This window comes from Pigmentibacter ruber (assembly GCF_009792895.1).
In the GTDB taxonomy this organism is placed as follows: domain Bacteria; phylum Bdellovibrionota_B; class Oligoflexia; order Silvanigrellales; family Silvanigrellaceae; genus Silvanigrella; species Silvanigrella rubra.
Genome location: NZ_WSSC01000004.1, coordinates 443,599 through 468,243, shown reverse-complemented (window position 1 = coordinate 468,243; position 24,645 = coordinate 443,599). Strand labels below are relative to the sequence as shown.

Annotated in this window: 22 protein-coding genes; 4 read left to right on the top strand and 18 right to left on the bottom strand. The window is 29.2% G+C overall.

Going from position 1 to position 24,645, the window contains the following annotated elements; genetic code table 11:
• Positions 1-6: 6 nt before the first annotated feature.
• Positions 7-966, bottom strand: a complete 960-nt coding sequence (gene nadC / locus GOY08_RS13600) for a carboxylating nicotinate-nucleotide diphosphorylase (protein WP_158999463.1) — start codon at positions 964-966, stop codon at positions 7-9.
• Between the two features lie 60 nt (positions 967-1,026).
• Here nadC and GOY08_RS13595 point away from each other — a divergent pair, with 60 nt between their 5' ends.
• The 4 genes from GOY08_RS13595 to GOY08_RS13580 are packed head-to-tail and all read left to right on the top strand — an operon-like array spanning position 1,027 to position 5,380.
• Positions 1,027-2,466 carry a hypothetical protein gene (locus tag GOY08_RS13595; protein WP_158999462.1) on the top strand — a complete coding sequence of 480 codons (1,440 nt, stop codon included), beginning with the start codon at positions 1,027-1,029 and terminating at the stop codon, positions 2,464-2,466.
• Between the two features lie 4 nt (positions 2,467-2,470).
• Entirely contained in the window at positions 2,471-3,493 is a 1,023-nt protein-coding gene (mltG, locus tag GOY08_RS13590) for an endolytic transglycosylase MltG (protein WP_158999461.1), read from the top strand.
• Position 3,494: 1 nt separating this feature from the next.
• Positions 3,495-4,733: a small ribosomal subunit Rsm22 family protein gene (locus GOY08_RS13585; protein WP_158999460.1), complete on the top strand. Its 1,239-nt coding sequence runs from the start codon at positions 3,495-3,497 to the stop codon at positions 4,731-4,733.
• On the top strand, positions 4,733-5,380 hold the full coding sequence (locus GOY08_RS13580; protein ID WP_158999459.1) for an NUDIX hydrolase: 648 nt from the start codon (positions 4,733-4,735) through the stop codon (positions 5,378-5,380). The genes GOY08_RS13585 and GOY08_RS13580 overlap by 1 nt, the downstream gene beginning before the upstream one ends.
• On the opposite strand, the gene GOY08_RS13575 is transcribed toward GOY08_RS13580, so the two are convergent.
• The 17 genes from GOY08_RS13575 to GOY08_RS13495 all read right to left on the bottom strand — a co-directional run bounded on the left by GOY08_RS13575 (position 5,374) and on the right by GOY08_RS13495 (position 24,641).
• On the bottom strand, positions 5,374-5,868 hold the full coding sequence (locus GOY08_RS13575; protein ID WP_158999458.1) for a hypothetical protein: 495 nt from the start codon (positions 5,866-5,868) through the stop codon (positions 5,374-5,376). The two genes, GOY08_RS13580 and GOY08_RS13575, sit on opposite strands and share 7 nt — an antisense overlap.
• Before the next feature lie 163 nt (positions 5,869-6,031).
• Positions 6,032-7,810, bottom strand: coding sequence for a HEAT repeat domain-containing protein (locus tag GOY08_RS13570; RefSeq protein ID WP_158999457.1), 1,779 nt, complete (start codon positions 7,808-7,810; stop codon positions 6,032-6,034).
• A gap of 22 nt (positions 7,811-7,832) precedes the next feature.
• Entirely contained in the window at positions 7,833-9,473 is a 1,641-nt protein-coding gene (locus tag GOY08_RS13565) for a hypothetical protein (RefSeq protein WP_158999456.1), read from the bottom strand.
• Positions 9,470-10,609, bottom strand: coding sequence for a hypothetical protein (locus tag GOY08_RS13560; protein WP_158999455.1), 1,140 nt, complete (start codon positions 10,607-10,609; stop codon positions 9,470-9,472). The genes GOY08_RS13565 and GOY08_RS13560 overlap by 4 nt, the downstream gene beginning before the upstream one ends.
• Positions 10,609-11,412 (bottom strand): hypothetical protein, encoded by an 804-nt coding sequence (locus GOY08_RS13555; protein WP_158999454.1) that lies wholly within the window; start codon positions 11,410-11,412, stop codon positions 10,609-10,611. Before GOY08_RS13555 ends, GOY08_RS13560 begins: the two co-directional genes overlap by 1 nt.
• Before the next feature lie 6 nt (positions 11,413-11,418).
• Positions 11,419-11,994: a hypothetical protein gene (locus tag GOY08_RS13550; protein WP_158999453.1), complete on the bottom strand. Its 576-nt coding sequence runs from the start codon at positions 11,992-11,994 to the stop codon at positions 11,419-11,421.
• Positions 11,995-12,219: 225 nt separating this feature from the next.
• Positions 12,220-13,629 carry a hypothetical protein gene (locus GOY08_RS13545; protein WP_158999452.1) on the bottom strand — a complete coding sequence of 470 codons (1,410 nt, stop codon included), beginning with the start codon at positions 13,627-13,629 and terminating at the stop codon, positions 12,220-12,222.
• A 201-nt stretch (positions 13,630-13,830) separates the two neighbouring features.
• The gene (locus tag GOY08_RS13540) at positions 13,831-14,280 is read right to left on the bottom strand and encodes an NUDIX domain-containing protein (RefSeq protein WP_158999451.1); all 450 of its coding nucleotides are present in this window, start codon (positions 14,278-14,280) and stop codon (positions 13,831-13,833) included.
• 1 nt (position 14,281) lies between these two features.
• Positions 14,282-15,493, bottom strand: a complete 1,212-nt coding sequence (locus tag GOY08_RS13535) for a tetraacyldisaccharide 4'-kinase (protein WP_158999450.1) — start codon at positions 15,491-15,493, stop codon at positions 14,282-14,284.
• The gene (locus tag GOY08_RS13530) at positions 15,486-17,225 is read right to left on the bottom strand and encodes an ATP-binding cassette domain-containing protein (protein WP_158999449.1); all 1,740 of its coding nucleotides are present in this window, start codon (positions 17,223-17,225) and stop codon (positions 15,486-15,488) included. The genes GOY08_RS13535 and GOY08_RS13530 overlap by 8 nt, the downstream gene beginning before the upstream one ends.
• On the bottom strand, positions 17,225-18,454 hold the full coding sequence (gene lpxB / locus GOY08_RS13525; protein WP_158999448.1) for a lipid-A-disaccharide synthase: 1,230 nt from the start codon (positions 18,452-18,454) through the stop codon (positions 17,225-17,227). Before lpxB ends, GOY08_RS13530 begins: the two co-directional genes overlap by 1 nt.
• 3 nt (positions 18,455-18,457) lie before the next feature.
• Positions 18,458-19,279 carry an acyl-ACP--UDP-N-acetylglucosamine O-acyltransferase gene (gene lpxA / locus GOY08_RS13520; RefSeq protein WP_158999447.1) on the bottom strand — a complete coding sequence of 274 codons (822 nt, stop codon included), beginning with the start codon at positions 19,277-19,279 and terminating at the stop codon, positions 18,458-18,460.
• Positions 19,280-19,290: 11 nt separating this feature from the next.
• Positions 19,291-19,758 carry a 3-hydroxyacyl-ACP dehydratase FabZ gene (fabZ, locus tag GOY08_RS13515; RefSeq protein WP_158999446.1) on the bottom strand — a complete coding sequence of 156 codons (468 nt, stop codon included), beginning with the start codon at positions 19,756-19,758 and terminating at the stop codon, positions 19,291-19,293.
• A 25-nt stretch (positions 19,759-19,783) separates the two neighbouring features.
• Positions 19,784-20,788: a UDP-3-O-(3-hydroxymyristoyl)glucosamine N-acyltransferase gene (gene lpxD, locus GOY08_RS13510; protein ID WP_158999445.1), complete on the bottom strand. Its 1,005-nt coding sequence runs from the start codon at positions 20,786-20,788 to the stop codon at positions 19,784-19,786.
• Positions 20,785-21,390 (bottom strand): OmpH family outer membrane protein, encoded by a 606-nt coding sequence (locus GOY08_RS13505; RefSeq protein ID WP_158999444.1) that lies wholly within the window; start codon positions 21,388-21,390, stop codon positions 20,785-20,787. The genes lpxD and GOY08_RS13505 overlap by 4 nt, the downstream gene beginning before the upstream one ends.
• A gap of 36 nt (positions 21,391-21,426) precedes the next feature.
• Positions 21,427-23,838, bottom strand: a complete 2,412-nt coding sequence (bamA, locus tag GOY08_RS13500) for an outer membrane protein assembly factor BamA (RefSeq protein WP_158999443.1) — start codon at positions 23,836-23,838, stop codon at positions 21,427-21,429.
• 113 nt (positions 23,839-23,951) lie between these two features.
• A complete protein-coding gene (locus tag GOY08_RS13495; RefSeq protein ID WP_158999442.1) occupies positions 23,952-24,641 on the bottom strand; it encodes an ABC transporter ATP-binding protein in 690 nt (229 codons plus the stop codon).
• Positions 24,642-24,645: the final 4 nt, after the last annotated feature.

The following is a 24,645-nucleotide window of genomic DNA, read 5'->3' as shown; positions in this document are numbered from 1 at the left end:
TCCAAATTAGTCCTGCATATATAACTGTAAGCTAATATCAACCCATATTGCTTTATGGATCAATGCACCCATACTTAAAAAATCAACTCCAGAAGAAGCTATTTGTTCAATATTTTTTTCATCTAAATTCCCACTTAATTCAAGTTTAATATTTTTATTAACTTTATTTCTTTCATTAACTGCTTGATGTACATCTTCAATAGCGAAGTTATCAAGCATAATAACATCAGCTCCTTTGGTTAAGGCAGCTCTAAATTCAGCTAGATTTGTTACTTCAATTTCTATTTTATTTAGTACAGGAGTTTTATTGGATAAACTTTCCAATGCATATTCAATTGAACCAAAGTATCTTAAATGATTTTCTTTTAGCATTGAACCTGAATCCAAGCCATGTCGATGATTTCGTGCGCCACCATTTCGCGTAGCATATTTCTCATAAATCCTCAGACCTGGAGTAGTTTTTCTTGTCTCTAATAAATAAATGGAGGGTGAAAACTTTTTAATTTCTGTTAAAATTGATTTTGTTTTACTTGATATTCCTGATAATTTTGCGCATAAATTAAGAGCTACTCGTTCGCCTAGTAAGATTGCGCCAGCATTTCCCTTGCCGCCCAGAATGATATCACCTTTTTTGATTTGATCCCCATCTTTGAAGTTTGAAAATAATTTGATTTCACTGCCAGAAGCTAAATGAAAGGTTTCGCACATGATGGGAAGTCCTGTTAAGATAAAATCCTGTTTTGCAACAACATAAAAATTGGCAGTTTGATTTTTGGCCTGAGCTGCAAATAAGGTAGGGTCACCAGCACCATGGTCTTCATCAAGCCATAGTAAAATATCTTTGGTGACTCTATGAGGAGCTACTCCAAGATTCAAGATACAAAAATTATTGAAGTTTGTCTGAGTCACTTCTGTTTCAGGCATTATGAAAGGACAGTGAGGTTTTACTTTAGTGAATAATTCCATATTGCACCTTAAAATAGTTTATATAAATGCCCTGAGCAGACAAGGCAGGGAAGTCATATCATGAATTTTACAATCCAAAAATATTTACAAACTCATATTCCTAATGAACTTATTTCTTGCATAGAAAGCTTGGAAAATCAATGTGAAAAAGGTGATTTTACAGCTTGGTCAATTGCAAATAATAAGTATGCTTTTTCTGCCTTTTGGATTGACGAATGTTTAATTTCTAAAAATAACTTTTATGAATTAAAAAATCCAATAATTCATCCATATTTTGATATTTCTAGTTTAACAAAACCTTTATTTTTAAATTTATATTTACGGATGAAATTTAAAAATGACTTTATAAAAATAATATCTACTCCTTTAAATGATATTTTTTTACCTAAAAATATGATTGATGAAAATAATGTTTTAATAGAGTTTATTTTAAATAATGAAAATAATTTAAATTTAAATTCATTTCTTTCACATTATTCCGGTGCCAAAAATTGGTTTTGGATGGGAATTGGTAAATGGCAACACAGAAATACTTACTTCGCAAATGATACGGAAATTTACCAGACTATTATAGATAATAATGATAAAAATTATTCGAATATCATGAAAGAAAATTTAAATAAAAATTGTTTAAAATATTTTAAAAATGAGCAATTTTCAGAATTTGTTTATTCTGATATAAATTATTATATTTTGTCAAGAATTATTGAGTCTTTTTTTATGAAAGAATCATCTTGGATAGAAATTATAAACGATATAAATGAAAAAGTAAAAACAAAATTTTATCATGCATCTTTAACGCCAAATGAGACAAAAAAAAGTATTCCATTTTATCCTTATATATCTGCTTATAAAGATAATTTTATTGGTGATGACTTATCTTCCTTTGGCAATGTAAGCGATACAAATGCTAATATTCTTTCTTTACTGCCAAATAATTCAAATATTGTTTCAGGCCACTCAGGATGTTTTGGTACAGTTAATGACGTTAAGTTTGCTACTGAAGAATTGGCATATTATCAAAAAAATTATTTGGAAAATTTAGGTTATATTCATGATAAGAATGTACGTTTTGTATATGGATTAGATACTCCTTCTAGTAAGGATTCTACTTGTGGAATTAGAAATTGGCCTAAAGATCGAGAATATTTTTATGGTCATTTGGGGTACTCAGGAACATCTCTTTGGTTTTCAACTAAATCTTTACCAAATATGAAAAATAATCATCAAATAATACTGACAAATAGATTAGCTAGCCGAGTGAAATTTGGAGTAGATAATTGTCCTAGGATTTATTCTTTTACTGATTATCTAACAAATTCAAACATGATATTTATAAAAGAAAAAGACTCATTTGAAAAAATTAGTAGTCAAGAATTTTTTGATTTAAACACTCAGTATTTTGGAATGTATAAAAAAATTTGGAATAATAATAGCATAAGAGTTCCACCAAATATTAATGAATTAAGAAGAGATATTGGCTTAAAATTATGGGAATAGCAAAATGGGTAAGAAAATATTTGTTGTTTTGTTTTTAGGATTTAGTATTTGTATAACTGGAATATTTTATTGGTATAAAACTCCTAATCCTTCCAATATACAGTTGGTTGATTACTATTTACAAGAAGGAACAAATTTTAGCAAACTAGCATATGATTTAGAAAAATTACATGTCATTAGATATCCAAAATTACTAGTCGATTATGCTAGAGTCATGCAGCTTACAGGAAACTTAAAAGTAGGAACCTATCGTTTTGAAAAAGATGTCACCCCTGAAAATGTAATAAGTAAACTCGTTAGAGGTGATATATTAACAATAAAAGTAACTATTCCTGAAGGATTAAATATTTATCAAGTAGCTGAAAAATTAACTCAAGATTTTCCTAAAGTTCCAGTTAAAAGATGGTTAGAGCTTATAAATTCAAAAGAACTTATTCAATTTCTGAGTTTAAATTATCCAATTCAGAATTTAGAAGGTTTTCTTTTCCCAGAAACATATGTGTTTGATCCAAATTTGCCTCCAAAACAAATTTTGAAAGGGATATTAGCTGAATTTAAGAAAAATGTAACACCAGATATGTATGATAGGGCAAGGAAATTAGGTTTTTCTCCTTTAGAATATATTACATTAGCATCTATTGTTGAAAAAGAAACTGCTGCGTCTTCAGAACGCGAAAGAGTTGCAGGAGTATATTTTAATAGGTTGAAGATTAAAATGAAATTACAAGCAGATCCTACTGTTATTTATGGCATGTGGAGTAGATACAAAGGAAATATTACTAAAAAAGATTTGCTAACTCCTACCCCATATAATACATACACTAACTATGGGTTACCGCCCGGACCTATAGCAAGCCCAGGTCTTGCAAGTTTAAAAGCTACGCTAAATCCTATTTCAAATGATCTCTATTTTGTTGCTAAAGGGGATGGGACTCACGTCTTTAGTAAAAACTTAAATGACCACAATAAAGCTGTTAAAAATTATGTTTTGTTTTTAAAAGAGAGTAAGCGTAAGGAAAAAAATTAGAATGCGAAATTTTTATGAGATTGAAAGTAAATTATTTATTAATATATCCAATTATATGAAAGATTGGGAGAGTTATCTAGGGATTTTTGATAGTAATAATACTGAAAAAAAGGCGACTACGCAAAGAATAGCCTCTCATGTTCAGACTTTATGGAATCAATTTAATCAAGATAGAACTAAATTAGATAAGCATTATATGAATACTGGTGACGGATTTCAAGCATATATAGCTTCTTTTTTATTACCAAATGTGGAGAGAGTTTTTTCGACATTAGTAAGAGATGAAAATATTTTTGCTATTGAAAGTTTATTTTTAACAGCAAAAGAAGAAATAGTTATTACTGATTTTGGTTGTGGTCCTTTAAGTGGTACTATAGGGATTTTAAGTGTTTTTGAGTATCTTTTTTCTAAAAATAATAATTTAGTTTTACCCAAACGAATTCATGTGAATGCAATTGATAGATCTGGTAAAATTGTTGAGTTTGGGAAAAAAATGTTAACAAAATCTCTTTTTGAGAATATAAATATTTCTGTTGAACAATTAACTTCACCAGAAAAAGTAACAAAAAATAGTGATATTATTTTAGGTATTAATGTTTTTAATGAAATTCCTATGAAACATCGTGGAAAAACTTTAAATTCATTATATGCAAAATTAAATAATGGTGGACTTCTGCTTATAATGGAACCTGGGCAGGAAGAGCATGCAAAATCTTTAGGTACTTTAAGAAATGAATTTATTTCTGCTAATAAAGATGGTCAAATAATTTCACCTTGTGCGCATAAGAAAAGCTGTCCACTTTCTTCTGAAACAACTAGAAAAGATTGGTGTTGGTTTAGACATTCTTGGAATACTCCAAAAGCAATTTCTTTAATAGATAAATTTTCAAAGCTAGATCATCATGAATTGAATTTTTCATATCTTTTTGTTCAAAAAAACTCTGTACAATCAGCTGAAACATTTTTTGCACGTTGCATAAGTGATGAATTTCCTATTGAAATCAAAGCCAAGTCACCACAAATTGAATACTTTAAAAATAATTTAGTCTCAGGAGAAAAAGAAGAATTTTTAAAAATGGTAGAGTTTGAAGGCGGCTTAAATAAAATTTTGCTCTGTACAAAGGAAGGGGAATTAGAATCGGCTTTTGTTATTGCAGATCCAACTCAAAAACCTTATCGTAGAGGAAGAAGGGTTAAACTTGATAGTGAATTATATATGCGAGCAAAAGAACGGAATTAATGGCAAGTAATATACTTACAGTTTTTAAAAAACTTGAAGTTATGAATGGTTTGGACGAGTCTGTTCCAGATCTTGCAAGAAAATCCGCAATTTTACTCCCTTTATTGTGCCCGCAGAAAGATTATTTGGATGATTTTGTAAACCTGAATAGTTGGCAACTTGTTTTTACAATAAGAGCTTCACATTTAAAGGAACATGCTGGTGAGGTTTCTTTTCCTGGTGGAAGAATAGATGCATTTGAAAGTCCTCTTGAAACAGCCCTACGTGAAGCTTATGAAGAAATTGGTATTAAAAAAAATGATATTAAAGCTAGTATAAAACTAAATCATTCTTTTGCGCGTTCTGGATATCATATCGAACCATTTTGTGCCTTGCTTTTGGATAATCAACATTTTGTTCATAATGAAAATGAAGTAAGTCATATAATTTGTTTGAGCATTGAACAGCTTTTGCAAATAAAATGTTGGACTGAAGAACGAACTATCATGAATTTTACAAGAAAAGTATGGCATTATCCGATAAATATAGATGGAATTGGTGATATAGATATATGGGGAGCAACTGGAAATATTTTACATGATTTTTTACTGCGAGTTAAGAAACTTATTACACTGCGAGTTAAGAAACTTATTACACATAATCACTGATTATGTGTAATTGTAAAGATATTTGCATTACCTAATACTCTGTGTTGAACTTGATAGTAACCTGTAATATCAAGAGTTCCAATTGGGAAACTTGGATAGTAATTATCAATAAAATCTGGCTTGAAAACGTCTGCTTGATTTACTCTAATTCCAAACTCTTCATCACCGCTTGCAGCTGTAAATTTAAAATTCATTGTAAAAAATGAATTAAATGCTGCAGATGAATTTAAATCTTCATTTCTTTTTAAATAATTTGATGGCCCTATAGCAACACCATTAAAGTTTACATTTGGTCTTCCACCACCAAACCATTGGCCAGGATTATCTACAGTGGTAGAAATAAATACCTTATACCCTGTTTGATTGTTAACTTGTAATACAGTTCTATTTACTTCAGCATAAGGGATAACAACTTTTGCGGAACTGATTTCAACTTTCTGGATACTGTTAGGTTCTACGGCTTCTACTTGTGGTGGCAAATCAAACATAAAAACCTCCGGTTAGTGTTTAGAAAATCCAAAAAAATTTTATAATATTAGGTTTAAAATTGAAAAATAGTTGTCATTATTTTGTCTAATTCTAAAAAAATATGTTTTAATATAAATAAATTTATTTAAATATAATTAACTAATACATTGACTTGAAAGAAATTTAAAAGTCATATTTAAATCTAAGAAGAAGATTTTCCGCAAAGGTTCTAATAGATTTTGCACTATCATAATTTTTAGCATAATTGATATCACTTTGAAGGCCTATCAAAGAGAAATTTTTTAAAACTTGCATTCTAATCAATTCCGAGGGACTTTCGTGCAATAATGATCTTTCTAAAGAAACAATATCATCTCTCTGTTTGCGATATGAAAGTGCTTCTAGTGCTGAAAGGGTCACACTTTCTTTTTTTTCATTACGTAAAATCTGTGCTATTAAATCATCAGGTTCAGAAAGATTAATAAATCTCAGAGCATATACAGCGGCTTTTCTTATATCATCATTATTTGATAATAATTCTTGTTTCAAGGTTTCAAGAATTTTAGGATCAGCATAATTTCCCAGAGCGTATATTGTAACTTGTCTTTTTATAGGGTCTGAATTTGTTTTTAAAGTATTGATTAAAGAATTAAATATATTTTCTTCTCTTTGCGGCGAATAATTTTTTAAATTATTCGCTAAATTTCCTAAAGCTAATTCAGCTGTATTATATATATTTATATCACTTGTTGTATTTAAATGGGAAAATATAAACTCTTCTGTACTTCTTGAAGGATGCTCGACAGTTCCTAAGTTACCTAAAATAATCATTTTTCTATTTAAATCATTTTCTTGATTAAATAAATCTACCAAAAATTTTTGCGACTCTGGATTACCTAAAGAAACAGCAGCAGATATTAAAATATTTTGTAAATTAATTGATATAGAATTTGTTTTTATAAAATTTAAAATATCTGTAAAAGTATTTTCATTAAGACTCATTAAGGATTTTAATTGAAGAAAATATTCAGTCTCATTTTCTTTTTTAATTTCATTATAGCTTTTTATAAATGAAGAAAAATCTTTATATTTAAAATTTTCAAATAATACTTTCTTTTTCAATCTTTCATTAATTTCATTTCCTTTTAAATCATTTGTAACAAATTCTTTTAAAATACTCTCTTCAATTTTTGAGTTTGACATTTTATGAAGGAGTTTTTTTTCAAAAGTAGTTTTTTCTTCAGCAATAATTTTATTATTTAAATAAGTTTTTGCTTTTTTAAGCATGAAGATTTTTGTGCTTAAATTTCTTTTATTTAAAGTAAAGTATGTTATAGAATCAGATGAATATTTTTTTTCAACATTTTTATTGTTTTCTATGACAAAAGAATTTTTACCAGGTAAATCATCTATAAATTTTCTTTCTAATACCCCTGAATGGAGAAAGTTATAAGAATATTTACTTTTTCCTTCAAATCCATCAAGATCGTTTTCCCATTTTTTTCCTGAATTTATATAATTTTTGAAATTTGGAAAAGAATTTTTTATAAATTCTTTATATAAATTTAAGACTAATGGATCAATTTTTTTGTTACTTTTAATTTCTAATAATTCACCCATATTAGAAATTATAATATTTACTATTGCGGTGTTTACTGGCATTAATTCTGACTTTATGATTGCAGAATTTGAATTAATTTTAATTTTTGAGAAATCTAATACAATATTTAATTTATCATCTGAATTAATACATAATTCAGAGATTTCTCCGGATATTTCAATATTTATATTTTCTTGATTTTTATTAAATTGAGAAAAATTGGTTTCATTTAAACTTTTATAATTTACAAAATATGTTGTTCTTTCATTTGGTATACAGCTAATTAATTTTTTATCTTCAGAAAAAAAAGATATTTTGTTATAAATTGCTATTCCTAAAAAAAAACTACAGTCAGTAAGCAAAGATAAACTATTTTTTTCATTTTTAATCCTTTTCTATCCATTTTGCTAAAATATTGTAGTAATCATGAAATGATTGGTTTATAATATCATTATTTTTTTGAATTAACGATTCTGATTTTATTAAATTTAAATTATTTTCACTGTGTAAGTCATTTGCGATTGAGTTCATAGTCTCTGAAATTCTATTTAGAACTTGGAATTCAAGATTATTAATTTTTTCTTCACGCTTTAATTTTGCATCTATTGCAAGTTGTTCTTGGACATCCTCAACACTCAAATCTCCTTTTGCAGAAAATCCAGTGGGAGTAAGTTTTGCTGAATAATCAAAAATTGTTGCATTTACTTGGTAGCCATTATAGCTCCAAAGACTTGTTGACCATTCTTTGCGTTCAACAAATCCTTTCCAGAACTTCCAAGAAGGTAAATAGGCGTATACAAAGAGTCTAATATCGCCTTGTAATGCATTTAATTGAGTTGTGCCTTGTAATTCCAGTTTTAAAGCTGGCACATCATTAAACTCTACAAAACCTCCTGCAGTAACACGAGTGTCTATTCCTACAAGTAACAAACGGCCAACAACTCCTGCTCCAGCAACATAAATATCTACAGCTGCAGAAGCGTATGCATCAATTCCAGCGTAGTGTTGAAGATAGGATTGTACTTGCAAAGGTACTAATTCTACTCCCCAACGCATAATATTTTGTCCGCGAATTCCTGCTGCTAGTCTGACAGGAATTGGGCCAACTGTAAATCGTGTACTAACTTCATGCTGAATTGGTGTATCAAAAAGTGTTTTTTCTTCTTTATAACCTAATTTACCAATATCTTGATCAATAGCAAAAAGTGTTTTCCCAAATATGTTAGCTGTAACCTTAAGCTTTCCATTTTGATTTCCTGGAGAGTTAGTAGCTGCTTTGGCACTTGCTATGTTTCCTTCCCAAACTCCAAGAACTGCTGCATTTAATCCAGCATTTGCTTCACTACTTACTTCTATTTTACTTGCAGCCACTTTATATCCTGCAAAACCATTTACAAAAAATTTAGATTTTTGACCTTTTTCAAAGGACCAAGTTTTTTCTTTTTTAAAACTTTTTAACTCTACTGGTTTGAAAGTTGGAGGACGTGGTACATCAAAAGGTGGAATTTGTGTAAGATAATCGTCTATTTTTCTATCATTCGCAATTCTTATTAAGTCTTGCATTGATGGTGTAAAAGCTTGATAGTTTTTTAAGGCTATTGTTACTTTTTTTAACCAATCTGAATAACTAGGCATTGAATTTTCTGGAGAAAAATTCATACTTTTATCAATTGCTTCTTTTTGTTTCTCTAAAAGACTAAGACAAATATCTAATTGGCTTAAATTATACTTACCATCTGCATCTCGCAAGGAATATCCCCACTGATTCAAAGAATATTCCATGCCATTTATTTGATTAAAAAATTCAATTGCTTTAATTTTTGAAATGTTTCCATTTCTATCTGACACTTGAACTTCATCATTAGGGGCAAGTACTTTTCCAGTATCAGGATCTAGCAGTGGAAAAGGTTTATAAGCTAGAGGTGCTTTTTTGTTTTCAATTAGATTTTCGTTACAAGGAAATGAAAAAATTTTATTTTGCAAAAAAAGATTTAAAAACAGTATAAATAAAAGTATATTTTTCATTTTTTGTAATCCTCATAAACTTGTTCTAATAAATCTTCAATGTATTCAAGTTTATTTTCTGGTAATTCTGCTAAGGTATTTAAATCTATTGAGTTAATAATATTAAGCTTTTGGCAAGCAATAGTATTATTTTTATTTTTGCAATCTATATTTATATTAGAACTGACTAATTCATAGTAATTTTTTATAAATTCATAATTTTTAATATTTAATTGAGTTAAATTTTTAAAATGATTTTCAATTGCATTGCATAAATTAATTGTTCTTTCTCTAATAGGATTAAGATATTTTTTATCAATAGGGCTTTTTTCAAGTGATGATATTTGACTTGAACATTCTTCTCTACTCTTATTCAGCAAGTTTTTAGCTTTAAAATACTGCATATTTAAAACTAAACTATCCATTTTTTGTTCTAGTTGTAAAATATGTGACAAAGTTTGATCCGAAAGTTTTGAAGCCTCAAGCATAGTTTGAAATTCTGAAATAGCACTTTGTAATGGAATTTTAATATTAGCAATTAGTTCAGTTTTTAGTTTAGCTAAAGATGCTCTTCTTGTTAAATCAATTATTTCATTTATTTTTGGAATTTTATCATTATGAATTAAAGAATATTTTTCTAGAATTTGAATAGTTCTGAATTTTACTTTTTCTACTTCTTCTAAAATTTGTTTATATTCACTAAGTTTAGTTGAATTAAACTCTGGCATTTTTTTTATAATTAGTCTAACTTCGTTAGCTTTATTGTCGATAATTGAACAACTTAGTTTTAATGATTCACCTTGATCTATCTGTTTTTGTAAAAAAATTTTTACACTATTTTGGACAATATTAGTATTTTCTTTATCATGTAAATCAATGCTTGATAGCAAAGTTGACCAATCATTAATCCAATTTCCTAATTGTTGAGTACAGTTTTTAAATTGGTAATCTAAACCTTTACTTCCAAAAATTAAATTATCTCTAATATAAATTATTCGCCCGTAGTATTCTGATAGATTATCAATTTCAGAGAGTTTATTAAGAGCTTCTTTTTCTCTCCTATCTAATTGAATATTATCTGGTTCTGATTCGGGGAAAATAGTTGAAGTTGTAGTGAATGAAATTATTGATAAAAGTATTAAGTTTATTTTTTTCATCATTTCTCCAAAGACTGTGGTAACTTCATTTTTATTTCATTTATTATTTTTATTAAATCTGCATCTATTTTTATCTTCCAATATGAACTTAATTCAATAAGTTTATTTCCTTCATTAATTAAATCTAAAATTTTATTTTGATAATAGATAATTAAACTATCTTTTGTGGACTGCTCTATTTGTATTAAGGTGGGTCTGTTTTGTAAAGAATTTTCTATAGATGTTAACAATAATTTTAATTGCAAATTTTGTGGATAAAGATTTGAAATTTTTTTCACTTGGTCATAAAATAAAGTAAGCTTGTTTTTATCCCAAGTATTAATTTCTATTAAATTTTTTGCAAGTTGATAAGACTCAGAATATATCCTTAATATTTGAATTATATTTTTTGCTTCTTGATTCCAGTTAGAAATTGTTTGAATTGAAGGTGTTTGTTCTGATTGCAGAATACTTAACTCGCAATTTTTATTTAATATTTTTGCGTATAATTTTTCAGGATTTAAAACTTTCAAAGATGCTCTAGCTTGAAATGTTGAAACTAGTTTTTGAACATTTTGACTTCTCTGCATGGGATAGAAGCCATTTTCAGTAATAATACCTACTTGAAAATCATGTCCTTCACAATCAAACTTATAACTCGTAGAGAAATCCATTTGAAATTTTAAATTTTCACCAATAATAAAATCATCTATGTGGCAACCTGTTTTATAAAGTTCATCATATTCACAAATCAGTAAATTTTTTGCTAATGCATGAGAAATTATATTAAAATTTATTAGGAAAATTATTACTAATTTTTTCATAAAAATTTACATCCTTGCTTCAATTGTTATCGTTCTAATTCCTAATTCTAATTTTGGAATAACACTTGAAATACAGAATTTCATTTTTCCAGAAACAGTGTCTCTTGAATTAAAAATGAAAGGAAATTGAATGAAATCATTTGCAACTGTTTTTGCTTCAATATATGAGTTCATGTCTCTATAATAAAGAACTCGCATATCACTAAGTGCTGAAAGAAATATGTTGCTTTCTTGGAGAATAATATTATTGTTTGAGGAAATGTTTTTTAACGTAAAAATATTTGTATTGTAGTAATCACTCAGTTTTTCAATCCATATTAAAGCTTTTGCTTTAAATTCAATTTGTCCTGTTAATTGTGCGTTAGTAGGGATAAATATCGGTAAAGTACTCAAGATGCAATTGTTTGAGCCTGCTCCACTTGGATAATACCAATAGTCGCCTTGAATTGATCCTGTAGTATAATTAAAATCTGATTTATCAAAAATAAACCTTGTAAAGTTATCAAATGTATTAATTGTTATTGCATTTGATTTAGAGAGAAGTAAAAATCCAGCAAAAAATATAATAATAATTTTTTTCATAATTTCTCCAAGTTAATTTTTATTAATAATAAATTATTTTCCTCCTAACTTTTGTTTAAATTAATTTATTAAAAATTAAGTATTCTGATTGAAAATTGAACTTACTAAAGAATTATTGAATGATAAATAGTCATTAATTTGACTTTATTCTTTATAAATTTAGGTATTAATTATGCTTAATTTTAAAAAAATATAAATTAAAATTTCTGTTTTTTTTATAATATTTTAATTTAAAAATCCTAATTTATAAATAGAAAATTGTTTATGGAGAGCTGGGTCTAAAACCAAGTAATTTTTGATATCAGATGGAATTTTTTCTCCTCTAAGCTTTTTGAAATGTTCAAACATATCATCAGCTGTTTTTATATTTAAATTTTTTAGCTTTTCATTTAAAAAGAAAGATACTGCAATTGGTGTGGAAAATGAACTTGCGACATCGGCTCCAACTGGTTTTGATGTGCCTACATTAAATGTTGAAAATTCGACTACACCAGGAGCATATAGAAAGGGTCTTATTGTTTCAACAGCAATGTTAATATAAACGTCTGTACATTGTTCCGAATTTTTATTTTTGCCTGAGACAATATTACTATTTCTTTCATTAAGTCCATAATCTGGTATGCTGGCATTCAATGAATTCACTACACCAACACGAATTCTGTTTTGTAATAGTTTGCAATCAGAATAATATCTTTCATCAATCCGATTAATATATTCATTAGCATTAACATTTGCTTGGAAAAGAATTACATCATTACTATGAACAATGTTTACCAGAAAATCTTCATAATAGATTTTATTAATTTCTTTCATAAAATCATCAGATAAATTGCAATTTAATTTACTTAAAGAATCATGAGATATTCCTTCAGATAAAGAAATAAAATTTATATGAAAGTCTTTGGCTATTTCTATTATTTTACCACTTTTTTTTATAAAGTAATTATTTAGATTTGATTTTTTTTCTTCATCACTCGCTTTATTATCACAAACTATTTTTTCAAAATTGCTTGGTTTTTTATGAATCAAAACAAATTGTGCTTGGGGTGAATTATTGGCTATGAAGTTAAAAATGCTTGTTGAATGACCCGAAGACTCATCAATAAATTGTTTTTGAGAAAGTTCACTAGCAAAACTATTATTAAATTCATCTTGATTAGTATTTAACTTTTCTGCAGGTATGAACCCATATTTTTCATTGTTGAGAATATCTGTAAGAATTTGATTAGCAGCTAAGGGAATTTCAATTTTCCTATTGTCTTCAATTATTTTCCCTCTAAAATCTTCTATATAATTGGCTAAAACTCTACTACGGTATCTAGTGTAAGCAGCTAAAGCCATGGCACTATCATCGATAATTAAAACTCGATACCCTTCACTACTAGCATTTTCTTTTGCTTTTCCAGCAGAAATTATCACCTTTTGTTTACAATATTCGCCATCTGATTTGCAGCTCTCTTGAAATTTACTTATAATATTATGTATATCTCGATTTACAGGTTTTTGATTATTTATGCTTATAGGTAAAATGATATCATTGCTTTGCTCATCACTTGATTTTAAGCTACAAGAAATAACAATTAAATTAATTATAAAAATGCGCTGAAAATTTAGAAAAATTATTTTAACTTTCATAAGCTCACCTTTTCTTATAATTTTAAATATTAAACTATAAAATTATTTATTTTACAATGATAAATTGCGGTTTTTCTAATTTATCATTGTAAGATTTATTTTACTTTTAGAAAAAGTGATTAATCTTTGATTGAATTTTAATACAGGATATTTTAACTAAATTTTCATCATTTTAAAGGAATTCAGACAAACTAAAATAAATTAACTCACTATACCGATTTCACGACAAAAGTCATAGAAACTTGGTTTTTTCCATTCTGAGTAATTACTTAAAAATTGTTCAATTGTGAATAAATCAACTTTTTGAAATTCACCAACTGATTTTTCTAAATGTATACATTTTACATCTTTAATTTCTATTAAAAACCAAAGCTGTTCTTGACCAATATTGCCTTCAAAACGTGCTTTTTTTAAGATATGTTTTGGAAAAAAATATCTTCTCCAAAATTTTGACCTGTAAATAATTTTAAAATCTTTTTCTTCTATGCCTAATTCTTCTTTAGTTTCCCGAATTATTGCTGCAATTGGGGAATGGTCAGAATTTTCAATACCACCTTGAACATTTTGCCATTTATTATGATCTGAACGAAAACAAGCTAAATATTTATCATGGCATTTAATTAGAGCGGCTACATTTTTTCTGAACATCATGTTACCTTTTAAATTTAATTAGTTTAGTTAATATGTCTTCTTTTTCAAAATTAAGATTATAAAAAGAAACATCAATCGAACATAATATCGTCATTTTATTTTTAATTGCAAAGACAAAATCAAGATGTTGACACCAGCGAAAATAATCTTTCAAAGTTAAAACTAGAACTTCTGAGTTATTAATAAAATCAATAGCCTTTTTTGACAAACTTCCATGATCCCCTAATGAATAATGGTGAAAATTTTTATGAGGAAAAAATTGCTTTATTTCTTGAACAAAGCGTTCTGGATTAGCAATACCAGTGACAATTGAGATATTATTAGAAGAACTATTTATATTTTTTAAATCAATTTGATTCAATGAATTATTTCCAATAATTTCATAAAAAATAGTTTCAGAACAAGTAATAATATCTGATCTATTATTATTTAAATTAAAAGTATGAATACAATTTTTTACTATTCTAGTATATTCATTTAAATTACCAAAAGAAGTTCGTGACCACAATCTAAAATCAAAACTTGCTAGTAAATTTTCAAAATTTCTTTTTCCAAAACCTTCCCTATAAGGACCAATAGGAATTGTAAAAAGAGGACTTTGTAATAAGAGATTTGGATCCCATGCGCAAATATTAATATCTCTTGGACATTTAAAGTGTTGAAGACCATCATCAAGAAGTAAAACATAATTTGTAGTTTTATCATCCAAATTATGTTTTTGTTGGCAAAAATATTTTAAAGATTCGAGGCGATTAGGATTTTGTAAGATATAAAATTTTTGGTTACTTTTACAATGTAAAAGTAACTTTTCAAAATGCTCTCTATTCTCATCAGAAAGATAATTTTTATTAAGGTGTTGTTTATTATCAACGTAAACAGTTTTGATATTATCTCCAATACCTCTTGAAGCAATTGCCACTACATAATTTCTATTCATAAATAATTCGGCTATTTTTTGCACTATAGGAGATTTTCCAGTTCCTCCAAGTAAGATATTTCCAATACAAATGATTTGAATATCATTTTTTTTTGAATGTATATCAATATCATTTATTTTAAGATATCCATTTCTTCTTCGTCTTTTAGCTTCTAAATAAATTATAAAAGAAATGAAAAATAGTATTGGCAAAAACAACTTAACAATAATATTTTTTTGATTTAGAGGTTGATTTAATTGTCTCCTTAATTTTTGAGTAAAGGAGTCATTAAACATTGGTGAGAATCTCCATTGGATGTCCATGTCGAGCAATACTACCGTTTTCAAATATATAACAGTAATCAAAATCTTTAACTTCATGTACAGCATGGGAAACAGCAACAACTGTGTTTTCAGAATCCTTCTTTTTCCAGTTTTGAATTGCTTTCCAAAATAATTCAGCTGATTTTGCATCTAGATTAGCAGTTGGCTCATCAAGTAGAACGAGTTTGGGATTAGGAAAAAGGGTTCTAGCTAAAGCGACTCTTGCTTTTTCACCTCCTGATAGGCCATCACCAAGGTAACCTAAGTTTTTATCTAAAAATAATTTTGCTCCTGAATCAGAATAAGAAAGCATAAGAGCTATGATTAAATCTTTTGCTTTTTCATCAGCTATATGCTCAGGAAAAGAGGTTTCAGCATAAATAATATTTTCTTTAATTGTCCCACGAAAAATATATGGTGATTGTGAAGTCAGAAGAAAATCTGGAGTAATTTTAATATCACCACTAGTTGGTACTATTAGACCTGCTAGCGTTCTTAAGAATGTTGTCTTTCCAGCCCCACTTTCACCAATAAATGCTACTTTTTTTCCTTTTGGAATAGTTAAAGAGCAATTTTTTAAAATTACTTTGCCTGATTCCGTTGTATAAGAAATATTACTTGCAATTATTGCATCAGTTGAAGAAGTTGGAAGAGGTAAAGGTTTTGTTAATTTAGAATTAGAAAAATTACCTAAAAATGATTTCACTCTTTGTAAAACTACCCTTATTTCACTGAAAAAAGTGATAGATGCAGTTATATTTTTAATATATTTAAACGAAAATGCTAAAAGAATTAGCATAGATGAGTAAGTACTTGCTTGAAAATCACCTGTGTAATTTACTCTCCAGGCAAAAATAATACCAAGTAAAAATGTAGCAAAAAACTCCATAGCGGGAGTAAAAAATGTTCTTACAAATAAACTTTTTTTCATTATGAGATAATTTTTTAGATTTGTTACTTCAAAATCTTCTTTTTCTCTTTTATGGCTTCTTAAAGCATTTATAGTTAGCAAACCATTTTGACTAGAAAGAATTCTGGTTGAAATGGCAATTTGATGTTTTTGGCTTTCACGTGTGTAAAAATTTATTTTTTTAGCGACACTTTTAAGAAGAAGTCCTAGGGGAATAAAAATGCAGCAGCCAATAATAAACGTTTGCCATGAAATCATAAGCATTGTTACTATGATTCCTAAAAGTACAAAACAATCACGAAATGAACTAATTGTACCTTTACTAATTGCAGCCTGAAGTAAAGTTGTATCTTGCATAAGTTGATTAGCAATAAAATCGGGATCTTTTTGATCTAACTTATTTCCAGGTGATGATAAAAAACCTTTTAACATTTCTTCACGTAAAGAATGTGCTACTTTATGTCCTGCCCTTTCAGTCAAATAATTACTCATAAAACCACTAATTAATTTAATTAATGATAAAAAAACAATAAGAATAGGAATGATAAAAATTAAATCTTTTTTATCTAGAGTCTGACTAAATTGGAAGTAGTTTTTAAGTTGTCCCGGTATTAAATTTATAACGGGAATTCTTGGAGTTGTATAAAAAACAAGTTGCAAAAGAATTGCTACAGAAAGAGCTAGTGTTACTTCAGATAAAGAATAAATTGGCAACCAAGGAGATCCCAATAAGATATCTTTTTTACCGGAGTTCCAAACAATTTTTACAAATGAACCTTGATGATCTTTTTTCATTATCTTATCCGATGTTCATGATGCAACTTAAATTTGAGTTCACTGTTAACATTATATTTTTCTATGCAATCAAGTATTGCAATGGCGGCGTTTTGTGCAGCATTTGGTGGAAAAGTTTTTCGCACTTTTTCCAGTCCTTGTAAAATATTTTTAGCATATTGCTCATCATTAAAAACTTTTAAAGCATGACTTACTAAGTTTTCTGTTGTTGCGTTCTCTTGCAGGTATTCAGGAATAATTTCTTTATTTTCTGATAAGTTAACAAGAGAAACATATTTAACCTTTATTACTTTTTTAGCAACATAAGCTGTTAAAGGTGCAAGCTTATAAAAAACGCTCATAGGTGTGTTAAAAAAAGCAGTTTCTAAGGTAGCAGTCCCAGAACAAACCCATGCATAACTTGATCTAGCCATGACATCATAAGCATTGCCTACACCAAATGTAATATTATCATTAATCCATTGTTGATTAAAACCAAATTTTTGTGCAGTATTATAAACAATACTTTTTACAAAATTAGGATTTAGGGTCGGAGCAATTGGAAGATCTCCAGTTACTTTAGGTTCGATTTTTTTGAGTTCAATAAATGATTCTACTAGCAATGGCAATAAAGTTTTAATTTCACTTTTTCTACTACCAGGCAATATTCCTATCCGAAAGGGTATTTTTTTAACCTGATGTTCCTTTAAATAATGATCAACATTATCCTTTAATGGATTGCCAACAAAAACGGTATTTACTTTATTGTCATTAAAAAAGTTTGTTTCAAAAGGTAATATACTTGTTACTAAATGTGTATATTCTCTGAGTATTTCAGTTCGCTTTTTTCCATGCGACCATGCTTTAGGTGGAATATGATAAATAACAGTTATACCTAATGCATAAATATCTTGGAGAAGTTTTAAATTAAATCCAGGATAATCAATTAAAATTACAGCAATAGGTTTTCTGACAATAATTTCTTTTAGTATTTTTTTATATGCATTCGAAATTAGAGAATAATGTGAAATGATTTCTGTTAGACCAAATACAGCTAAATCTTCAACCTTAACGATATCTTCAACGCCAAGGTTGCGCATATGTGGTCCAGCGGATCCCCAGAAGTGAAAACGGGTTAAATTTTTTTTTGCAGATTCTGCATTTAGAGCTTCAATTAAAAGTGAAGCTTGAATGTCACCGCTTGCTTCACCAGCAACGACACAAATTCCACCTTTTTGGATATAACTCATTTTTTACTCTTCGTTATTTAGTTCATTTGCATTTTGACTTGGATGGGAGATTCCTCTTTTTGCATTTTTAATAAAGGTAATAAATTTTTCCACTTCAGGGAATTTAATTAAATCACCTATATCCATATAAGCAGCTTCAAGAGTTGGGTGACCTTTCAAAAACATTATTTTATAAGCATTTTTTACAGCTGTTCTAGCTTCGGGTGAGATATTGCGTCTTTTCATTCCTTCAACATTTAAGCCTCTTAAAATAGCTCTATTGCCTTCAGATACACAATAAGGCGGAATATCTTTTACTGTAGCTGAACCTCCGCCAAGCATTGCCATATCCCCAATATGAACAAATTGGTGAATTGCGCACAGTCCTCCAATGATTGCCATATTATCAATAGTAACGTGTCCAGCAATTTGTACTGCATTTGCAATTACATTTAGGTCACCAATAATGCAGTCATGTGCGACGTGCGAATAAGCCATAAATAAGTTTTGACTACCAATTGTAGTTTTTCCACCACCTTGAACTGTTCCTGGCTGTAAAGTAACACATTCACGAATGATATTTCTACTACCAACTATGAGTTCTGTTGGTTCTCCCTTGTATTTTAAATCTTGAGGGCGATTTCCTACAGAAGCAAAACTAAAGACTTCATTTTCTTCACCAAGAAATGTGTGTCCTGTAACAACAGCATGTCCATGAATTTTTGAATTTCTACCAATTTTTACATGCGGACCGATTAAAGCATAGGGACCTATAGTAACACCTGAATCAATTTCCGCACCTTGTTCAATAATTGCTGTTGGATGAATTTGTACTGAAGTTGTCATTTTTATAAGTCCTATTTATGTGGAGAAATTGCCATTGATAAAGAGCATTCAGCAGCTACTTCATCATTAATATAAGCTTTTCCTTTGAGCCATAAAAACGAACCGCGCATTTTGTCTACAAAGACTTCATATTTTACGCGATTACCTGGTGTTCCTGGTTTACGGAATCTAACATCATCTATGGAAGATAGAAATCCAATATTACTTTCAACAATGCCCATTTCTTTGCGAGTGATAAGTCCAAGAACCGCTCCTGATTGAGCTATTGCCTCTAAATAATAAACTCCAGGATAAATAGGATTCTCGGGAAAATGTCCTCTAAATACAGGTTCATCTTTTGTTAATATCTTACTTGTTATTATGTTTTTACCTAAATTTATTTCATGCACACAATCAATTAGAAGCAATGGATCTCTGTGAGGAATTACTTTTTTAATGTCGTCCATACTCATAGCAATTTTATCAAATATATTATCCATTATTTTTACTTCTCCTATAATCAGTCTATTTTTTGCTTGCTTGTTTAACAAGTCTATTCACAAATGCTATGGTTGTTGCATGTTCTTTGTAAGTTCTTGCAGGTGATCCTCCCCAGATTTCTCCACTAGGAACATTTTTTGAAACTCCTGCTTGAGCGGTTAAGGTTGCTTTGTCACCAATCTTTAAATGCCCAGCAACTCCAACTTGTCCAGCCATGACAACTCTATTTCCAACTTCAGTTGAGCCTGCTATACCAGTTTGAGCTGCAATGAAACAAAACTCTCCTACCACTACGTTATGCGCAATCATGACTAAATTATCAATTTTTGTTTGGCGACCTATTTTAGTGTCTGCCATAGCGCCTCTATCTATAGCGGCATTTGCTCCAATTTCAACATCATCAGCAATTTGAACCCCGCCAATTTGTGGGATTTTTATATTTTCTTTTTCTGTTGGGGCAAAACCAAAACCATCTCCACCTATAACGCAGCCTGGATTTAAAATACATCTATCTCCCAAATGACAACCTTCTCTAACAACTGAATTTGGGTAAAGGATACAATCCTTTCCAATTGAGCTAGCAGCGCCTACAAAACAACCAGAATAAATAACGGTGTTTTCGCCAATTTGAGCATTAGGCCCGATAAATGCAAAAGGAAAAATAGTTGCTGTTGGATGTATTTCAGCAGTTTCATCAATACAAGCTTGATTGGATTTTCCTGCAAAAGGATGGATAGGTTTAAAAAAATGTTGAGAAATTTTTGCAAGAGTTGCATGTGGATTGCTACTAACAATAAGAACACTTTTTGTTTTATTTAATAAATTTTCAGCGTCTTTTTTGGAACAAATAATAGCTCCAGCTTTTGTAGTTAAAGCCTCATCAAAATATTTTTCATTGATTAAGAAAGAAATATGTTCTGGTGATGCCAAATTGAGTGGAGCAACTCCAATAAACTTTTGCTCTTTATGTAAGGGATTTATTTCGCAATTTGTTTTTTCTATAATTTCTTCAATTGAGAGGAAACTCATTTTTTAGCCTCTTTCTTGTCTTTTGCCTCTTTAGTTTTGTGAACAGCATTGTACTTTTCAATCGTTTTTTGAGTGATGTCTTTTACTTCATCAGCATCTAGAAGGACACCAGCTCCACTATCAAAAGCAAGCGTACAGTTTTCAGCTTTTCTTGTATCTCTCACAATATTTATTAATTTTTGATAGATTTCTTGAGTTGCTGCTATTTCTTTTTGTCTTGCATTTTGTTCAAAATTCATTTGTGCTTTTTGATATTCTTGAAGTTTTCCTTGGAATTGTTTTTGAAGTTTATCTTTATCTTCTGCGCCAAGAACAGCTTCTTGAGCTTTATATTTTTCTTCAAGACCTTTTAATTCATTTTGTTTTACTCTCAAAGCCTCACGATCTTTGTCAATATCTACTTGAATTTTTTGTCTTGCAGCTTCACCTTCATTGGTTTTCAAAATAGCTGCTTGTACATTTACGACACAAATTTTTAACTTTCCAGCTGCTGAAGAAGCTGCTGCTTTGGATTCGTTAGCCATAGAAGCTTGCGAAGAAAGACTTTGCATTAAAAGAGTCGTTGTTACCAATACTAATATATTTTTAAATTTTATAACCATTTTTAAAATCCTCCATTTTTTTCTTGAAACATATTATTACATATTATTAAAGCTGTCAGACCCAATTGAGAAAATAAAGTGTGCTTGCCCTAATTTTCCATTTTGTTCTACTGGGAAAGCCCATTCAAACCTAAATGGGGCAATAGGTGTAGTCCAACGGAAACCGAAACCTACGTCATACTTTATTTTGTCTGCCGAGAAACTATCATAATCATCTAATACAGTTCCCGCTTCTGCAAAAGCCACAAACCTGAGCCCTGCTTGCGGAATAACAGGAATAAAATACTCGACTGTTGAGTAGAAGCTTCTGTTACCACCTGAATCTAAATTAACAGTTTGACCTGTTAAATTTGAGAGTGTTATTGATTCTGTAGGAGATATGGTTTCTCCAGCATTTGAATAGCCTTTCATATAATATGCGTTACCCAGTTTTAATCTTTCCCATAATGGAACTGGTTCATCTTCATAAATTTGATAAACAAAACGCGGTTGAAAAGCTAGTCTAAAATTTGTCCTGAAATTATCTGAGAAATTTACAGGAATATATCCTGATAATAGAGCTGAACTCGTACCAAAAGAATATTGACCAAAGTAGCCCTTAAATGCGATAGCATTCGTACCAGACAAAAAGATTCCTGAAGTTGGATTGAGATAGTTATCTGTTGCATCATAAGTAAGATTTTGAATTACTTTTTCAGTTGATCCTGAAGCATTAAATTTCCCAGTTAATGGGGAAGTAGGGTCTGTTGTAGTATTGGCTAAAGAATAGCCTAGGTTAAATCTAAGATTTTCAATTATTTCTCGTCCAACAGTTAATGTTCCTGAAATAACATTTTGTGTTATATAGATTTTATTTATTGCTGAGCTGGAAGTTAATGAAGAAACATTGTGGGAGTAATTTCCACCAATATTATAACTCCAGGGACTATCATAAATACTTGGGTTTCCAAAGTTTAGTCCTATAGCATAATTGAATTGACTGCTATCTTGTTGATTAGGGCTAATTTGTCCATTAACACCTATATTATAAGCCTTTCCAAGTAAGTTGGGCTCTTGGTATTGAAGCTGGCCAAAAAAAGAAATTCCTGAACCCGACATATCTGGTGATGCACCTAGTGATGCTGAGATTTTTCCAGTGGGTTTTTCCTTGATTATAATTTTTAAGTCCATAGCATGATTTTGTTCATCAGGCTCTTGAACTATTTGAACAGTCTCAAAAAATCCTAATCGTTCAATATTTTGTTTACTTTTTTCTAATTTAGTTGCACCAAATAATTCGCCTTCAGTTACTTTTAAAGCTCTTCTGATGACGTTATCTCTTGTTTTTACATTTCCTTCAACATTAAATTTTCTAAAATAGGCTTTTTCACCTTTAGTAATGTTGTAAGTAATATCGTAAATTCTTTTCACACGGTCTATATTAAAAGTAGGATAAACATAGGCAAAAGCGTAACCTTTGTCACCATAAATTACTTTTAGATTTTTCATGTCATTATTAAATTTAGATATTCTGTATATTTTACCTTCTTTTAAAGATAATTGTTCTTTTATTTCTTCTTCGGTTAAAATTAAATCACCAGTAATTGTTATTTTACCAATGTTAAAACGTTCACCTTCTTCAATAAAAAAAGATACTGCAATATCTTTTCTATTTCTGTCTAATTTAGAAATAGGAGAAGCAACTGTTGCTTCAGCATAACCGTTGTCTCTGTAATAATATGTTAAGTTTTGTTGATCAGCTGCAATAAATTCATCTTTATAAAGACCAGCTCCTGTAATAATTGATAACCAAGAGTATGGTCTTGTTGCCATAAATCCTTGTAACTCTGAATCATTAAAATATTCATTTCCTAGGATATCAACTTTTCTAACTTGAATTGGTCTATTTTCTTTTACCTGAAACACAACATTGACAGAACCTTGTTCTGTAAGTTCTAAGCTGTATGTAGGTTTTGATAAATAGTAGCCTTTTTCAGTATAAGCTTGTTCAATTGTGCGTAAGTCTTGTGATAATTTTTTTTCATCAACTATAGTATATTTTTTTGTAAGAATTTTTTCTTTCAAAGATGATGCAGAAACTACATCAAAACCTTCATAAATAATATCATTTACAGTTGGCTTTTCGACTACAGATACAATTAATTCGTTATTTGTTCCCTTATCAAATTTTACATCTTGAAAATAACTGCTGCCAAAAATATTTTTTATATCTGTAGCAACAATAGTAGGTGATAATTTTGTTCCCTCTTTTATTGCCATTAAATTTAAAATGGCTTCATTAGTAACTGTCTTATTCCCTTTAATGACTATTTTTGTAACCGTTTGGCTCCATTGAGCTGAAACGGGAGCCGCTGGTTGAGCATGAGAATTCATGGCAAGAAGACTAGCCATGCTAAATAAGCTGTAAACTGCTTTATTCTTTGAAAAGTGTATTTTAAAACCTGGCATTTTGGAATTACTCACATAAGCATAGCTGAAAAAGTTATCAACAAATTTGCACTATTCACCATTTGAAGGATTTTGGCAAATATCTGTTCCCATGAGATGATTTAAGATATCTTTTAAGATTGACTTTTATCATCAGAAAGAACGATACCGTCTCTAAGCCTGATTCTTCTTGGCAAAGAATCAGCGAACTCGTTATTATGTGTTACCACTAAAATTGTAGAGTGATATTTTTTGTTGATTTCTTTGAATAAATCATGAATTAAATAGGCATTTTTAGAATCCAAATTTCCTGAGGGTTCATCAGCTAACACAAGAACGGGATCGTTAATTAATGCTCTGGCTATAGCAACTCTTTGTTGTTCTCCACCACTTAGTTGACTGGGATAATGTTTTATTCTTTTTGTTAAACCTACAGTTTCTAATAAGTTTTCAGCCTTCTCTTTTACAATTTTATTTTTATATCCAGCAATAAGTCCTGGCATCATAACATTTTCTAAAGAATTAAACTCAGGTAGAAGATTGTTATGTTGAAATATAAATCCAATGTGTAAATTTCGAAATGAGCTAACAAGTTTATCATTCTTATTAAAAGGGTTTTTGTTATCAACAAATATTTCACCGCTGGAAGGAGAATCTAGGGTTCCTAATATATGAAGGAGTGTGCTTTTACCAGATCCACTTTCCCCAGTGACAGCTACAATTTCGCCTTTATTTATTGTAAAATTAACACCGTTTAAAGCATTAATTTCTTGTTCACCAAGTTGATATACTTTCTTTAATTGTTTTACTTCTACTGCTAGCACATTT

What these genes read in the sequence shown, in the direction of transcription:
- nadC (WP_158999463.1), bottom strand. Translation starts at nt 966, where the DNA reads ATGGAATTATTCACTAAAGTAAAACCTCACTGTCCTTTCATAATGCCT.
- GOY08_RS13595 (WP_158999462.1), top strand. Translation starts at nt 1,027, where the DNA reads ATGAATTTTACAATCCAAAAATATTTACAAACTCATATTCCTAATGAA.
- mltG (WP_158999461.1), top strand. Translation starts at nt 2,471, where the DNA reads ATGGGTAAGAAAATATTTGTTGTTTTGTTTTTAGGATTTAGTATTTGT.
- GOY08_RS13585 (WP_158999460.1), top strand. Translation starts at nt 3,495, where the DNA reads ATGCGAAATTTTTATGAGATTGAAAGTAAATTATTTATTAATATATCC.
- GOY08_RS13580 (WP_158999459.1), top strand. Translation starts at nt 4,733, where the DNA reads ATGGCAAGTAATATACTTACAGTTTTTAAAAAACTTGAAGTTATGAAT.
- GOY08_RS13575 (WP_158999458.1), bottom strand. Translation starts at nt 5,868, where the DNA reads ATGTTTGATTTGCCACCACAAGTAGAAGCCGTAGAACCTAACAGTATC.
- GOY08_RS13565 (WP_158999456.1), bottom strand. Translation starts at nt 9,473, where the DNA reads ATGAAAAATATACTTTTATTTATACTGTTTTTAAATCTTTTTTTGCAA.
- GOY08_RS13560 (WP_158999455.1), bottom strand. Translation starts at nt 10,609, where the DNA reads ATGAAAAAAATAAACTTAATACTTTTATCAATAATTTCATTCACTACA.
- GOY08_RS13555 (WP_158999454.1), bottom strand. Translation starts at nt 11,412, where the DNA reads ATGAAAAAATTAGTAATAATTTTCCTAATAAATTTTAATATAATTTCT.
- GOY08_RS13550 (WP_158999453.1), bottom strand. Translation starts at nt 11,994, where the DNA reads ATGAAAAAAATTATTATTATATTTTTTGCTGGATTTTTACTTCTCTCT.
- GOY08_RS13545 (WP_158999452.1), bottom strand. Translation starts at nt 13,629, where the DNA reads ATGAAAGTTAAAATAATTTTTCTAAATTTTCAGCGCATTTTTATAATT.
- GOY08_RS13540 (WP_158999451.1), bottom strand. Translation starts at nt 14,280, where the DNA reads ATGATGTTCAGAAAAAATGTAGCCGCTCTAATTAAATGCCATGATAAA.
- GOY08_RS13535 (WP_158999450.1), bottom strand. Translation starts at nt 15,493, where the DNA reads ATGTTTAATGACTCCTTTACTCAAAAATTAAGGAGACAATTAAATCAA.
- GOY08_RS13530 (WP_158999449.1), bottom strand. Translation starts at nt 17,225, where the DNA reads ATGAAAAAAGATCATCAAGGTTCATTTGTAAAAATTGTTTGGAACTCC.
- lpxB (WP_158999448.1), bottom strand. Translation starts at nt 18,454, where the DNA reads ATGAGTTATATCCAAAAAGGTGGAATTTGTGTCGTTGCTGGTGAAGCA.
- lpxA (WP_158999447.1), bottom strand. Translation starts at nt 19,279, where the DNA reads ATGACAACTTCAGTACAAATTCATCCAACAGCAATTATTGAACAAGGT.
- fabZ (WP_158999446.1), bottom strand. Translation starts at nt 19,758, where the DNA reads ATGGATAATATATTTGATAAAATTGCTATGAGTATGGACGACATTAAA.
- lpxD (WP_158999445.1), bottom strand. Translation starts at nt 20,788, where the DNA reads ATGAGTTTCCTCTCAATTGAAGAAATTATAGAAAAAACAAATTGCGAA.
- GOY08_RS13505 (WP_158999444.1), bottom strand. Translation starts at nt 21,390, where the DNA reads ATGGTTATAAAATTTAAAAATATATTAGTATTGGTAACAACGACTCTT.
- bamA (WP_158999443.1), bottom strand. Translation starts at nt 23,838, where the DNA reads ATGCCAGGTTTTAAAATACACTTTTCAAAGAATAAAGCAGTTTACAGC.